The following is a 14,811-nucleotide window of genomic DNA, read 5'->3' as shown; positions in this document are numbered from 1 at the left end:
TCTTCGGAGGATCGATTCAAGCGATACTCCGTCAGCCGTACTCAAGGGGTTCTTGCACCGGCGAGCAAGAGCCCTTTTTTCGTGCGCCTGTCGGCGGGCCTCTCTCGAGGGTTTCACCCGGAACCGCCCGGCGAGAGCGCACTATGACCCGGCAAATTGTATCTATTTTACGGAACCCGCCGAGATTTGGGTAGGACGTGCCGTGTTACGGCGAACCGCTCGCGTTTCCGCGACTTCTCCGGCGATTTTCTACCCCGAAACTTCAAAAAACCGCCGCTAGTCTCCGAGTGCGCGGCCGATCTGGCGCACGGCCTGGCGCAATCGACTCGTGTTTTCGACCAGCGCCATCCGCAAATAGCCTTCGCCCGACGGCCCGAAACCACCACCGGGGCTGACGGCCACGTTCGCCTCTTCCAAAAGTTTCATGGCAAAGTCGAAGGATGACATTCGACTCGCCCACGGCTCGGGCATCTTGGCCCACACGAACATCGTCGCCTTGGGACGCGTGATGGGCCAGCCGAGTCGCTCGAGCCCCTCGCACAGCACGTCGCGGCGTCGTTGGTACTCTTTGGCCTGAGCTTCCACGGCGGCATCCGTATGCCGCAAAGCCATGATGGCGGCAATCTGGATCGGCCGGAACATACCGTAGTCGTAGTACCCTTTGACGGTGGCCAGCGCCCGGATGATTTCCTTGTTTCCGGCACAAAAACCGACCCGCCAGCCAGCCATGTTGTAGCCTTTGCTCATGGTCGTAAACTCGACACCCACGTCTCGCGAGCCCGGCGCCGCCAAAAAGCTCGGCGCTTTGTAGCCGTCGAATGTCACGTCGGCGTACGCCAAGTCGCTGACGACCATAAAGCCATACCGCTTCGCTAGTTTCGTCAATTCCTCATAGAAATACGGCTCGACCACCGCCGTCGAGGGATTGTGCGGGAAATTGACGACGACCACTTTCGGTCGCGGAAACAAATGACGGCAAGTGAAAGAAATTCGCGACAAAAACTTGTCGGGATCGGCCACTTCCAAGGCGATTACGTTCGCCGAAGCCAACACGATCCCATACACGTGCGCGGGATAGGACGGTGACGGCACGATTGCCGTATCTCCCGGTCCCATCAAGGCTAAACACAGATGGCTGAAGCCCTCTTTCGATCCCATGCAGACGAGGACTTCCTCTTCGGGATCCAATCGTACTCCGTGCTGTTTGAAGTACTTCGAGGCGACCTCGCGACGCAAATTGATGATTCCCGCCGAAACGGTGTAGCCGTGGTTCTTGGGATCGCGGGCGGCCTCGGCCAATTTCTCGATCACCAGGTCTTGCGGCGGATCCGAGGGGTTCCCCATCCCGAGGTCGATCACGTCCTCCCCTGCCCGGCGCTTGTCGTACATCAACTTGTTGATCCGCGCGAACAAGTATGGGGGTAGACGCAATACCCGATCGGCCACGGGAATCGAGAATTTTTGGCTGACGACGGTGGAATCCACCGGCCGAGCCGGTTCCCCGTTGGTCGATTGCGTCACAGATGGATTGGTCACGTCTTCTTGCTGCATCGAACGCCGTTCCTTTCCCTACGTAAGAGGGATTTTGGGACCGATCGGTTCATTTTCGGGCCGTAGAATCTCTTGTCGACCGCCGCCGGCCGGGAATCTCGTCCCCCGGCATCGACACGATCGCTAGCCGTAACCCTTTGAGTTTAGCGAGGAAGCGCCGTTTGGAAAATAGACGCCGCCGTCCCGTCGGGCCATGCGCTACGGCGTTTCAGGCATATTCCTGGTAGGTCGGCGTAACGACGACCTCGGCCACGTGCGCCCGCGGCGGCAACTTCGCGATCGTCACCACCAAGGCGGCAACATCTTCCGGCTGAAGCATGACGGCCTTGCGTTCCTCGGGAACCGGTTCGGGACGCTGGTCCAGAATGGGGGTATTTACCTCCCCCGGATAGACATTCGTTACCCGGATTCCGCGGTCGTGTTCTTCCAGTCCTGTGATCGTTCCCAACGCGGTCATGCCGAACTTCGAGGCACAATAGGCCACCCCGGCCAGCTTCAGAGCCCGCTTTCCGGCGATCGACGAGATATTCACGATCAAGCCATCGCGACGAGGACGCATGACTGCCAAGGCTTCGCGGATACAGTTGTACGCCCCTGTCAAGTTGACGGCGATGACGCGGTCCCAGTCGTCGGGATTCATCGCCTCCATCGAGCGGCGCACGATGTTGATGCCCGCACTGTTCACAAGGATGTCGATCGGTCCGAGCGTTTCGCCGAGCCATCGAAACGTCTCGGCCACCGAATTCCGATCGGCAACGTCGCAGGTATGCCATTGCGTTCCGCCGGGAATCAACGCGGCCGCTTCGATAAGACGCTGCTCGTTTCGCCCCACGATGGCCACCTTGGCCCCCTCTGCGGCGAGCGCTTTCGCGATACCAAGGCCGATCCCGCTCCCACCGCCGGTCACCAAGACGACTTTTCCTGCCAGCGCCATGAATACACTCCTTACACGTTAACCTTTTCGACGATCGCCAGATCGCTCTCCCGCGATGTCATGCCCACAAGCACGGGCCGATTGTACCGCAGCCGCATGGGTTCCGTCACGGGAACCTCGGCATCTTCCTTCGCAAGTCACCGAGCGAGCGCTTTTGGAGCCTTTCCGTTGAACAGGGCCGATTCACAGCCGATAATGTCCACACGAGGACGCCTTGCGGATTTCCCACGCGACAGGGGCAGCTCTTCCAGCCTTCCAGAAGCGGCAAGCGATGACGAACGATTCGCGGCAAATCGACGATACGATCGAAATCGCCACCCCCGAAAACATCGCGTTCCGCTTTCATCTGGCCGGACCGGCCCGACGGTGTAGTGCATTCCTGCTCGACGCCACCATTATATTCGGCACGCTCTTTCTTCTTCTGATGGGCCTGTCCACGCTCGTTGCGATTGCGCCGGCGACCAACAATATTGCCGCTTTTGTCATGTTTGTCCTTGTCCTCGTCATCCCCTGGCTGTACGGCGGCCTGTTCGAATGGCTTTGGTCGGGAAAGACACCCGGCAAATTTGCCTTGGGCATTCGTACCGTGTCGACCGACGGAAGCCCCATTACTTTCGCTCAAGCGATGATGCGAAATCTCTTGCGGGCGGCCGACTTACAACCGATTGTCTTCGGATTGGTGGGACTGTTGGTTTCGATGATGAATCGTCGGTTTCAGCGGCTCGGCGACCTGGCCTGCAATACGATGGTCATCGTCGATCGCCGTTCCCGCGCCGCGACGCTGCCGGTAGTCACGGATCCGCGTGTTTTGGCGATTGCGGAACGGCTTCCCGGCCGACTCGACATGCGACCGGGGTTGCGACGCGTATTGGCCGACTACGTCCAACGTCGGCACCTGTTTTCTTCCGAGCGCCGCCGCGAAATCGCCGAGCCCCTGGCTGCCGTGTTGCGGGAACGTTACGGGCTACCGGAAACGACCGATCCCGACCTCGTCCTCGGCGCGTTTTACTGCCGTGCCTTTTTCGATACGACCCAATTTTCAAATGCGTCTCCGTCGACGGCCGGACCGTTCGCCGTCGTTGCGCCGTCTTCGCCCTTTGCCGCACCGACCTCCGGTATGTCCCGATAATCGCAATCGCGCACCACCGCCATGAATACCACCGAACTATTGGTCAACCGACAAGCCGATTGGACGCGGCTGGAAATCCTGTGCGACGAGCTGTCGACACGTGCCGGACGCGACGCCAAACGCGTTCTCGAGTTTTCCCAGCTGTACCGCGCCGTCTGTGCCGATTTGGCGCTGGCCGAAGCGCATCAACTACCCCACGACACGGTGGAGTATCTGCATCGCCTGATCGGCAAGGCGCACAACGTCCTCTACCGCAAGCGCAGCGCCTTGTTTCGTCGGTGGTTCCTCGTCCTGTTTCGTGAAACGCCGCCTCGCGTCCTTTTCGACGGCATTTTTTGGTCGGTGTTCGCCCTGTTTTGGAGCACCTTCTTGGGCAGCATGTTTTTGGCCTATCGCGATACGGCATTCGCCGAGGCCGTGGCCGGCACCGAGGCATTGTCGCAAATCGAATCGATGTACGCCGAAAAACCCGCCGATTGGGACAACTCACAAATCCACCGGGCCGGCTTTTATATTCAGCACAACGTGGGTATTGCGCTCAATTGCTTTGCCTTGGGCCTGCTGTTGATGGTTCCGGGGGTCTTGCTGCTGCTGAACAATTCGATCCTGTTGGGCACGTTGTTCGGCCACATGAGCTCGACGGAGTTCTCCGGCAATTTCTACGAGTTCGTCACCGCCCACGGACCGTTCGAATTGACCGGCATCGTATTGGCGGCGGCCTGCGGTATCCGGCTCGGATACGCCATCGTGTCGCCCGGGAGGTGGACGCGTCGTGCCTCGCTGTACCACGCGATGCAAGACGTCGCCCCGAAGCTGGTCGTAGCCGTAGCCTTTTTCGTATTCGCCGCGTTCATCGAGGGGCTCGTGTCGCCCTCGGCATTGCCGTATGCCGTGAAGTTCGCGGTCGCCGTCGTTTCTACCTTCGCGATTTGTTTCTATATTTTCGGATTGGGACTCGCCAACCGTCGCTATGCTCGATCTTGCTGAAACGTCGATCACGATTCGCAAACGAACCCCATACGAAATTGCCGACCTGGCATTTCGCCTTTGGGGCACGGACGGCTTGCGCATGGCGGGCGCACTGATTCTCGGCGTATTGCCGTTTTTCGTCCTCAACACTCTCGTCGCCCAGTTCGTTTTTGCGTTTAGCGAGAATTCGTCCTTTCACGAGCAGACCGGAGGTGCTTGGTTTTTGGGAATCTTGGCGATTATCGTCCTTACCGAGTACGAAGGCCCCCTCGCTGCCTCGTTCTTGACGGCGTACCTCGGCGAAGCATTCTTCAATCGCAAGGTGATGATCGGCCGTCTGATCGTTCGAACCCTCCGGGCCATCCCGCAAATGGCGTTTTGGTACTTGCTGCCGAATCCGATGCGCTGGTCGGGAAAATGCCTTCCGGAAATCGTCATCTTGGAACAGGCTCCGTTGTTGGGGAAACCGAATACGTTCTCGAGTCGACAGCGATGCCTCCTGTTTCAACGTTATGAAATACACGACGGATTTACACAGTCCGCGACCACCATGTTGACCGCACTCGCGTTGTTCGTAGGTCTCGGTTTCTCGTTTGTGATGGTGATCGTCTTCTTGTTTCCTCTTTCCCTGGTGGAAAACAATTGGACGTATGTGTTCGCTTGGCACATTGCCGCTTGGCTCGTCGTCGGTTACACGACCACCATCCGGTTTTTGCAATATATCAACGCCCGCATTCGGTTCGAAGGTTGGGAACTGGAGTTGGCCATGAGGACGGAGGCCGAGCGTTTGGCACGCCGCTTCGGTTTCACGAGCGACCTTTCATGACAATGCGTGGCGTTTCGTTTTCGATGAACATGACGACTTCAACGACGCACTCGATTCGACGACGTGCCGCTATGTCGGCGGGAAGTTCGCAGCGATGGGCCGCTGGATCGACCTTCGTTTTCCGGTTCGCGCAGTTCGTCGTCATCTTGATTGCGGCATGCTGGGCCGGCGAATCGTCTTGGGCGTCGCCGCGGCCGATCGATCCTATCGAATCGGGCCGCAAGGCGTTGGGCGGACCGATCTCGTCCCCGCCCTGGTACGATCGCGCCGCCGACCGCGTCGTTCCCGTGCGAACCCCTCGGCCGCCCGCTCCGCGTCCCGGCAGTTTTCGCATTCGAGCGCCGGCAAGCGGTCCGCCATTGACTACGATCTTGGTACTGATTGCAATTCTGGCCATCCCCATCCTGGTTCTCATCGCCTATTTTTGGTTGCGCGATCGCGAAACGGACGTGGGCCGACCGCCTGCCGAAAAAGCACCGCGACGGCGGCAACTGGAAGATTTGCCCGAGCATATCGACACGGCTATCCGCGACTGGGAAGCCGCCATTCGTGAGGCCGTGGCCAAGGGCGACTATCGCCGCGCCGTCGTTCTCTTGTTTGGATACGAACTGATCGAGCTGGACAAACACGACCGCATTCGCCTCGAACGCGGTAAGACGAATCGCCAATACCTGCGCGAGTTGCGGGGAATGTCGTTTTTGCGCCGCTTCTACGAAGAGACGATGTTGCTGTTCGAAGAAGTCTACTACGGCAGCCGCGACGCCGATCCCGAACGGTTCCGACGATATTACGAACAACTCCCTCAATTTCTCCAAGCAGCCGCGGCAACGAAGTAGCCCGTCCCGACTGAGTTTTCGGCTTTTTCCGTAATCATGATGCACACCAAGGCACACACGCCGCCAGGTCTTCGAAGCCTACGGTTCGCTGCATGCGCCGTTTTTGCGGCCGTGGTTGCGAGCGGATGCTCTCAGCGACTCGAATCGGGATACGGGCGGTGCACGGGCACGGGACGTGAGGGAATCAACGGACTGAGTGCGTTCGCCTCGATGCTTCAACAAGCCGGGCACGACGTCACCGTGGCAACCCGCTTGACGTACGATCTTTACGACGCGGATTGCATCATATGGGCGCCGAACGCTTTCGCCCCGCCTTCGGACGAGACACGCTCCTTTCTCGACGATTGGCTCGACACGAGCGGAAGCCACTTGATCTTCATCGGCCGCGAGTACGATGCCTTTCCGTACTATTTCGAATGCGCCGCATCGGTCGTGGATGATTCACGGCAACAAGCCACTTACCGGTCTCAGGCCGAGGCGGCCGAAGCGATCTTCGAGGAAATCGTCGCGGGTCTTCCCGAAAAGGCGACGTGCTCCTGGTATACCGTCCGGCGGAAGGGCAAACGGCATATCATGCGGAATGCAGCAGGCTCACCGCAGTTGCTGCGCGGAGTCGCCAAGAACAACGTCCACCTGGAACTCTACGCCGAATGGTCGCCCCCGAAAGACGCCGAAATCTTGTTGACCGTCGGTCCCGAAAGATTGCCGTTCGTTTTCCGCAGTCCGGTCGCCCGCCCTTGGGGGGATATGTTCGAAGACGTATGGCACGCGCCGGACATGACTGATTCTTCTGCATGGTCGGAACACGATCGGTTGGAAAACGTCGCCTATCGTTGGGTGATCGCAAACGGGTCGTTTCTATTCAACGTGCCGCTGGTCGATCACGAAAATCGGCGTCTGGCCGCCAACCTGATCAACGCGCTCGGCGACGAACCGTTGAAGATCGTCATCTTGGAGACGAACACGACCGACGTGCCTATCGGCGAGGCGGCCACATCCGAATCGCCCGGCATCTTTCGCGCGTATCCGCTCAATTGGATCCTCGTGCACTGGACGATCGTTGCGGTCTTGGCGTTGTTCATGCGTTTTCCGATATTCGGGAAACCGCGGGACCTGGCGACAACGGGCTCCACCGACTTCGGCCAACACGTGGCAGCCTTGGCCGACTTGCTGAGGCGCACACGCGACGAAGCCTTCGCCCAAGAATGTGTCGATATTTGGCTTGCCCGCAGTAAGCGCCAGAAAGTTCCCGACGGGGCGCCGCCCAAAAAGTGAACAGCCACGACCGCACTATCGATCGCGGGCCCGTTTGGTCAAACGACCGCCCCTTGGACAAAGCCGCACCATGCCGCAAGAGCAATTCTTGAACGTCATCGATCGTGACGAGGCCGAACGGCGATTTCGCCGCGCGATTTCGTTACCTGTCGAAGCCGAACAGGTTCACCTGTCGGAGGCGGCCGGGCGCATCCTGGCCGAAGACATCGTCGCGCAAACCGATGTGCCGCCTTTTGATCGCTCGAACTACGACGGCTTCGCCGTGCGCGCCGCCGACACCTTCGGTGCCGCCGAAGAAACGCCCAAGGTCCTCACCTTGGCGACCGAAGTCATCGCACCGGGACGTATGCCGCAGACGGAGGTTTCCACCGGTACAGCCGTCACGATCGCAACCGGCGCCGTTTTGCCGCGCGGAGCCGATGCGGTCGTCATGGTCGAACACACCGACCAAGAGGGCAATCGACTCTTCGTGCGGAAGGCCGTGCATCCCGGTTTCGGCATTTCGTATGCCGGGTCCGACATTGCCGCAGGCGAAACGATTTTGCGGGCGGGAAGCCGTCTCACCAGCCGCGAGACCGGCGTGCTGGCGGCACTCGGCCGAACGACCGTCTCGGTGCGGCGTCGTCCGACGGTGGGCATCATCTCGACCGGTGACGAACTCGTGGCACCCGACGACGCCCCGACATCGCTTCCGCCGGGAAAGATCTACGACTCGAACTCGCGGATCATCGCCGATGCAGTCGCCGAGTCGGGCGGCATCCCCGTGCAATTGGGAATCGTGCCCGACGACATCGACCGCCTGCGAAAGCTGGTCGCCGCATCCCTGGAACAGTTCGACGTCGTTCTCCTTTCGGGCGGCACGAGCAAAGGGGCGGGCGATCTCTGCTATCGCGTGGTCCGGGAACTGTGCGAACCGGGAATCGTCGCCCACGGCGTGGCATTGAAACCTGGAAAACCGATCTGCCTGGCGTCGCATCACGGCAAGCCCGTCGTCATTTTGCCGGGATTTCCTACATCAGCCATCTTCACGTTTCATGAGTTCGTGGCCCCCGTGATTCGCGAATGTTCCGGCATGCCGGAACGTCGCCCCGGCACGATTCAGGCTCGCGTCCCGGTCCGTATTCGCTCAGAGATCGGACGAACGGAATACCTCCTCGTCGGTCTGATCGCTTCTCACGGTGCAGACGAAGAATTGCCGGCCGCCTATCCGATGGGCAAGGGCTCCGGCTCGGTGACGACCTTCAGTCAGGCCGACGGCTTCATCACGATCGATCGACATACCGAGCTGCTCGAGGCCGGAAGCCAGGTTCCCGTTCAACTGCTGGCCAAAGATATCGAGCCGGCCGATCTGGTCGTTATCGGCAGCCATTGTCCGGGGCTCGATTACCTGCTCGGCCGCCTGGTTCAAGAGCGGTTGCGCGTGCGATTCCTGGCCGTCGGCTCGACCGGCGGACTGGACGCGTTACGCCGCGGCGAATGCGACGTGGCAGGGATCCACCTGTTCGATCCGTCGACCGGACAATACAATCGGCCGTTCCTCGACGACCAATTGGAGCTGATTCCCGGTTACCGCCGGATGCAAGGAATCGTCTTTCGCGTCGACGATCCTCGCTTTGCCGATGCGACGACCACCCCTCCGGAGGAACTCGTTCGCCGATTGGCTTCGCTGCCCGACTGCTTGATGGTCAATCGGAACCAAGGCAGCGGCACCCGCATCTTGATCGATCGGCTGCTCGCAGGAACCCAGCCGCCGGGTTATCACTATCAACCGAAGAGCCATCACGCCGTCGCGGCCGCGGTGGCCCAAGGCCGCGCCGACTGGGGCGTCGCCATCGAACCGGTTGCAAGGTTGCGTGGTCTGGGCTTCGTGCCGATCACGGAAGAACACTACGACTTGGCCGTCCGCAAAGACCGGCGAGACTTACCGGCCGTGCGTCTTCTCGAAGAACTATTGCGACGTTCCGATGTGCGACGCGATCTGGCCGCCATGCACTTGCTCGTCGACTGAGTGACGGTGCAGCCGCCGCTGACCGACTGTCCGATGCCCGCCGTCCAACCTTGCGAGCGAAAATCGGTCCGACTAGCATGGGCGCCGGTCGCATTCCCCGTGAAAACTCGTTTCCGATACAGGAGTCCCACCGATGCAACATGATCGTCGCACGTTCTTGGCCACCGGAAGTGCGTTGCTGGCTGCCGGCTTTACCGCTGCCTCTCAACTTGCTGAAGGCTCCCAAGACACGCCACAAACCAGGGACTCGCGTCGTTTTCGAATGGCATTGCACTGCGGGGCGATCGGCGTAAGCGCCGACCTGCGGCAATCGATCGAATGGGCGGTGAAATACGGCTTCGAGGCAGTCGAACCGCGTGCCGATGCCCTGTCGAAACTCGACGATGCCGAACTTGCGTCGTTATTGGACGGGCTGAAGGCCAAGAATCTGACCTGGTCGGTAACGGGCTTGCCGGTCCAATTTCGCGGCGATGAGGCCGATTTCGTCGCCGACCTGAAACGTTTGCCGCAATTCGCAAAGGTCTTGAACAAAGCGGGGGCCGACCGGCTGGGTACGTGGATCGTCCCCGGCTCGAACGAACTCACCTTCCGCCGCAACTTCTCCCGTCATGCGAAGCGTCTCGCGGCGGTCGCCCGTATTCTCGACGATTACGACCTGCGTCTGGGGCTCGAATACGTCGGCCCGAAAACGAGTTGGACTCGCTATCGTTACCCCTTCATCCACACGATGGACGAGATGAAGGAATTGATCGCCTGCATCGACCTGCCGAACGTCGGGATCACACTCGACAGTTGGCACTGGTACACCGCTCAAGAAACGATCGACGACCTTCGATCGCTCCCCGGGGACCGAATCATCAGCGTGCACCTGAACGACGCCCCGGCCGGCTTGGCCGTTGACGAACAACTCGACACCTCGCGCGAATTGCCGTGTGCCACCGGCGTCATCGACCTCAAGACGTTCCTATCGGGGCTGGTCGAAATCGGTTACGACGGACCCGTATATTGCGAACCGTTCAAGAAAGAACTTCGCACGCTCCCGCCGGAAAAAGCGGTCGAAACGGTAGCCGAGGCGATGCATCGCGCGTTCGCTCTGATCGAAAGCCCCTCCCAATGAGTGGACCGACTTTTCGCTTCGCCGAGGTCCGCATTCAGCGTACGGCCGCGGCCGGATCGCCATCGGGCAGATCGTCGTACAAGTAAACGTCGACCTCTGTTTCGGGCGGATAGCCCTCACAGTCCGGTGGAATGACGACAAACCCATCCGCTCGCGTTGTCGAAGACAACACGGACGCCCCTGAAACGGCCAAGGGTTCAATGCCGCCGTCCACCAAGCGCACGCGAAGATAATCGGTACGTCCGACGACCGAAACGGCCTTGCGCCGCAGCGGCTTTCGGACACGGCGGTAGGGCCATTCGGCCGGAAGCCCCGCCAGTTTTCGAATGATTCTTCCCCCGAAGAAATCGTACGCACATAGACACGACACCGGATTCCCCGGCAACAGGACGACGTAGCGATCTCCGATCCGCCCGATCCCCGTCGGGCTGCTCGGCCGCATGGCGATTCCATGGAAGACGAGTTCGCCGAGTTCTGCGGTCAAACGCGGGGCGAAATCCTCGACACCGACACTCGATCCTCCCGACACCAACACGACGTCGGCATCGGCGGTGAGCGCCTCGCGGATGACGGTTTCTTCGTCGGGAAGGATGCCGGGGTAGGCGGTCTTCCCACCGTCGCGCGCGACCAAGGCGGTGAGCATCGGTCCGTTGGCATCGATGATTTGACACCGTGAGAGATCCGGCTCTTCGCCGACGGCCGCCAGCTCGTTGCCGGTGAGCACAAGCCGCACACGCGGCCGTCGCACGACGTCGAGCCGGCGGATGCCCGCGGAGGCCGCAACCCCCAAATCCTGAGGACGCAAGCGGCGGCCCGGCTCGATCACGGTCGAGCCTCGCCGGATGTCTTCCCCCACGGGACCGACGTGTTTCTGCGGAGCCACCTCGGCGATCGCGTAAACCGTCCACGTTTCCCCGCGTCCCAAGCGGGAAAGGCATTCGTCGGGGTTCGGGGCGCCGTCCGTCGCCTCGGCCGGTAGTACAGCGTCGGCCCCCTTCGGCAACGCGGCACCGGTCATGATCTGAACCGCTTCCCCCGGGCCGATCGTGCCGTCGAAGGGCGCCCCCGGCATCGATCGACCGACCACGCGCAGCGCCAATCGGTTGTACGTGCCGGCTCCGGCCGTATCGGCAGCGCGCACGGCGTAACCGTCCATCATCGCACGCGGAAAACTTGGCACGTCGAGCCTTGCGGTGACCGCTCCGGCAACCACGCGCCCGGCGGCATCCAGAAGCGGCACGCGTTCCGACGGCAGCGGCGCCACGTGCCGATCGATCCAACTCAAGACCTCGGCCACCGGTGTTCGACGTGCGAATCCTCGCATTCGAACGTCGCTTTCGGGTGGTTTCGACATTGCCCAAACGCCCTCGACTGCGATTTCTTGCACACGGTAAGTACCGGTGTTATCGTACGTTCAACCACCAAATCGCAAAAGCCCCAATGCCTTTCCCGCCGTGACATTACCCCCGATCCAATGCAGTACAGGAGCGATCCTCATGCGGCAGATTCACCGCCTCGGTTTGCGCACGACTATTCGACAGTCTTGCATGCGCGTCGGCGTCGTTTGTCTCGCCTTGATATGGACGACCGTCGCAACTTTTTCCGATCGGGTAAGCGCGGAAACTCCGGCAGAGGCCGCCGTCGTGCAGGAACCGGTATTCGTTTCGGGCACGGAAGGCTACCACACCTTTCGCATCCCCTCGGTCCTCGTTACGAAAGCAGGCACAGTCTTGGCCTTTTGCGAAGGCCGAAAGAACGGGCGGGGCGATTCCGGAAACATCGACCTGGTTTTGAAACGCAGTGAAGACGGCGGCCGAACGTTCGGCCCCCTTCAGGTTGTATGGGACGACGAGGGCAACACCTGCGGCAACCCCTGCCCTGTCCAGGATCCGACGACCAACCGCATCTTCCTGTTCATGACTCACAACCTGGGAGAAGATCACGAAAGCGAGATCATCGCAAAAACGAGCAAGGGCACGCGCACGGTGTGGCTGAGCACCAGCGACGACGACGGTCGCACCTGGACGACACCGGTCGATCTGACCGAATCGCTCAAGCGCCCCGATTGGACATGGTACGCCACCGGACCGGGTTGCGGCATTGCCATGCGATCCGGTCGACTCGTCATTCCCTGCGATCACATCGTCGCCGATACAAAGGATCGCGGCTCTCATATCATCTACAGTGACGACCACGGCAAGACATGGCACCTAGGCGGCAGCGTCGAACCCGCCTGGAACGAATGCGAGGCCGTCGAGTTGTCGGACGGCGGACTGCTGCTGAACATGCGAAACTACGACCGCACAAAGACATGTCGGGCCGTCGCCGTCAGTCGAGACGGAGGCATGACGTGGTCGCCCGTCCGTTTCGACGAATCGCTTCCCGAACCGATTTGCCAAGCGAGCATCCGACGCTATCGCTTTCCTTCTGCCGAACAGGCGGGTGTGGTCTTGTTTTCGAACCCTGCCGATTCCCACGCCCGAGTTCGGATGACGTTGCGAGCCAGCCTGGACGACTGCCGAACCTGGCCCGCCAAGCTCGTGTTGTGGGAAGGGCCTTCGGCCTATTCATGCCTGGCCGTTCGCGACGACGGCACGATCTTGTGCCTGTACGAGCGCGGCAAGAGTCACCCCTACGAAACGATCACCCTTGCCCGCGTGCCTCTTTCGGCGGTTCTTGGCGGAACCGAATCCCGGGCGCGTTCGCCTCTTGAGGCCATGCCGACGGCAGCAGAAACACCGCCCTCTGATCGCATCGTCGTTCGTCCCAAGCCGACCGACGCCATCCTCGCCAATCCCGATGTCGGCTGGGAGACGTTCCATCACACCGCCGACAACGATCGGAATCTGCCCGAAGGAATTCCTTCGACGATCTATTATCTTCGATGGGGTTGGGGAACGCTGGAACCCGAGCGAGGGCGCATCGATACGGCCCTCGTGGACCGGGAGCTGGCGGCTGCCCGCAAAGCCGGTCAGAAACTCGCCTTCCGCGTGATGTGTTGCTCAACCTACCGGCAGCAGCCGTACCACCCGGATTGGCTCGAAAAAATCGGCGGCCGCGTCGTAACAACCCGGTATGGCGCTTCCCCCCTGCCCCTTGAAGTTCCCGACCTCGACGATCCTGTCGTGCTCGAAGCCCATCTCGATTTCATTCGTCGACTCGGCAAGCGATACGACGGCCATCCCGATATCAGCCATATCGATCTCGGGTCGGTCGGCTGGTGGGGCGAATGGCACATGTCGCAATCGTCTTCCCTTGGGATGCCGAGCCCGGAAACCCAACGCCGCATCGTGGATACGTATCTCGAATCGTTCCGGAAGACGCCGCTTTTGATGCTCATCGGCGGCGGAGAGATGCTCGCCTACGCAGTTCGCCACGGCTGCGGATGGCGTGCCGACTGTTTGGGCGACCTGGGTGGTTTCTCGCGCTCGTGGTGCCACATGCGGAAAGGCTATCCCGGCTGGCTCGTCGCAGCCGATGCCCTCGACGCCTGGAAACGCGCGCCGGTCGCCTTCGAAACCTGCTGGGATATCCGTAAATGGGTCGATGAAGGCTGGTCGCTGCGGTATATCTTCAACTACGCCTTGGCCGTGCATGCCTCGGCGATCAACAACAAGTCGGCACCGCTCCCCGAGGGAGAAAACGTTCGGGCCGAAGTCGAACGCTTTCTCCGCCGCCTGGGATACCGATTCGTGCTGGAAGAAGCGTCGTATCCCGCGGTCGCGACGCCGGACAACACGTTGGACATCGCCATGCGGTGGCGCAACGTCGGTTCGGCACCGTGTTATCGACCGTACCATGTGGCGTTTCGGTTGAGGCCGTTGGACCGGCAAGGCAATGCGACCGTGCATGCGACGGAAATCACCGTCAACGATTGGATGCCCGGCGAGGTCGAGGTCTTTACCGAGTCGTTCCTGGAAAATCCGCCCGATCTTCCGCCGGGACCGCCCGTCGAATGTCAAGCGGAGATCCCCCTGCCCGCTACCCTTCCTGCCGGTTCCTACTCCTTGGACATTGGCATTGTAGACAATACAATCACACCCGTTGTCCAACTGGGAATCGAAGGCAGGTTGTCCGACGGCTGGTATCGGCTTGGAGACGTCCGCATCGTTCGCTGAATCTTCGGTCAGAGGTTTCCTTCCCCCCATTCACGCACTCGAGATCAC

11 protein-coding genes are annotated in these 14,811 nt (G+C 60.7%); 8 read left to right on the top strand and 3 right to left on the bottom strand.

Going from position 1 to position 14,811, the window contains the following annotated elements; all coding sequences use genetic code 11:
• Positions 1-276 precede the first annotated feature (276 nt).
• Both ACYQ2I_RS05840 and ACYQ2I_RS05835 read right to left on the bottom strand, forming a co-directional pair.
• The gene (locus ACYQ2I_RS05840) at positions 277-1,551 is read right to left on the bottom strand and encodes an aminotransferase class I/II-fold pyridoxal phosphate-dependent enzyme (protein ID WP_460166063.1); all 1,275 of its coding nucleotides are present in this window, start codon (positions 1,549-1,551) and stop codon (positions 277-279) included.
• 208 nt (positions 1,552-1,759) lie between these two features.
• Entirely contained in the window at positions 1,760-2,485 is a 726-nt protein-coding gene (locus tag ACYQ2I_RS05835; protein WP_460166062.1) for an SDR family oxidoreductase, read from the bottom strand.
• 271 nt (positions 2,486-2,756) lie between these two features.
• On the opposite strand from ACYQ2I_RS05835, the gene ACYQ2I_RS05830 reads away from it, so the two are divergent.
• From ACYQ2I_RS05830 to ACYQ2I_RS05800, 7 genes are all read left to right on the top strand, one after another.
• Positions 2,757-3,614, top strand: coding sequence for an RDD family protein (locus ACYQ2I_RS05830; RefSeq protein WP_460166061.1), 858 nt, complete (start codon positions 2,757-2,759; stop codon positions 3,612-3,614).
• Between the two features lie 21 nt (positions 3,615-3,635).
• Positions 3,636-4,601: a stage II sporulation protein M gene (locus ACYQ2I_RS05825; protein ID WP_460166060.1), complete on the top strand. Its 966-nt coding sequence runs from the start codon at positions 3,636-3,638 to the stop codon at positions 4,599-4,601.
• On the top strand, positions 4,585-5,409 hold the full coding sequence (locus ACYQ2I_RS05820; protein WP_460168426.1) for a hypothetical protein: 825 nt from the start codon (positions 4,585-4,587) through the stop codon (positions 5,407-5,409). Before ACYQ2I_RS05825 ends, ACYQ2I_RS05820 begins: the two co-directional genes overlap by 17 nt.
• On the top strand, positions 5,406-6,245 hold the full coding sequence (locus ACYQ2I_RS05815) for a DUF4129 domain-containing protein (RefSeq protein WP_460166059.1): 840 nt from the start codon (positions 5,406-5,408) through the stop codon (positions 6,243-6,245). The genes ACYQ2I_RS05820 and ACYQ2I_RS05815 overlap by 4 nt, the downstream gene beginning before the upstream one ends.
• Positions 6,246-6,356: 111 nt before the next feature.
• Complete coding sequence (locus tag ACYQ2I_RS05810) at positions 6,357-7,520, top strand: DUF4350 domain-containing protein (protein ID WP_460166058.1); 1,164 nt, start codon at positions 6,357-6,359, stop codon at positions 7,518-7,520.
• A gap of 70 nt (positions 7,521-7,590) precedes the next feature.
• Positions 7,591-9,528 carry a molybdopterin biosynthesis protein gene (locus tag ACYQ2I_RS05805; protein WP_460166057.1) on the top strand — a complete coding sequence of 646 codons (1,938 nt, stop codon included), beginning with the start codon at positions 7,591-7,593 and terminating at the stop codon, positions 9,526-9,528.
• 133 nt (positions 9,529-9,661) lie between these two features.
• Entirely contained in the window at positions 9,662-10,645 is a 984-nt protein-coding gene (locus tag ACYQ2I_RS05800) for a sugar phosphate isomerase/epimerase family protein (RefSeq protein WP_460166056.1), read from the top strand.
• 34 nt (positions 10,646-10,679) lie between these two features.
• Here the strand turns inward: ACYQ2I_RS05800 and ACYQ2I_RS05795 are convergent, their stop codons facing one another.
• Positions 10,680-11,969 carry a molybdopterin molybdotransferase MoeA gene (locus ACYQ2I_RS05795; protein WP_460166055.1) on the bottom strand — a complete coding sequence of 430 codons (1,290 nt, stop codon included), beginning with the start codon at positions 11,967-11,969 and terminating at the stop codon, positions 10,680-10,682.
• Between the two features lie 172 nt (positions 11,970-12,141).
• On the opposite strand from ACYQ2I_RS05795, the gene ACYQ2I_RS05790 reads away from it, so the two are divergent.
• On the top strand, positions 12,142-14,763 hold the full coding sequence (locus ACYQ2I_RS05790; RefSeq protein ID WP_460166054.1) for an exo-alpha-sialidase: 2,622 nt from the start codon (positions 12,142-12,144) through the stop codon (positions 14,761-14,763).
• Positions 14,764-14,811 lie beyond the last annotated feature (48 nt).

Source organism: Thermostilla marina (genome assembly GCF_054657455.1).
This window is presented reverse-complemented; position numbering and strand designations above follow the sequence as displayed.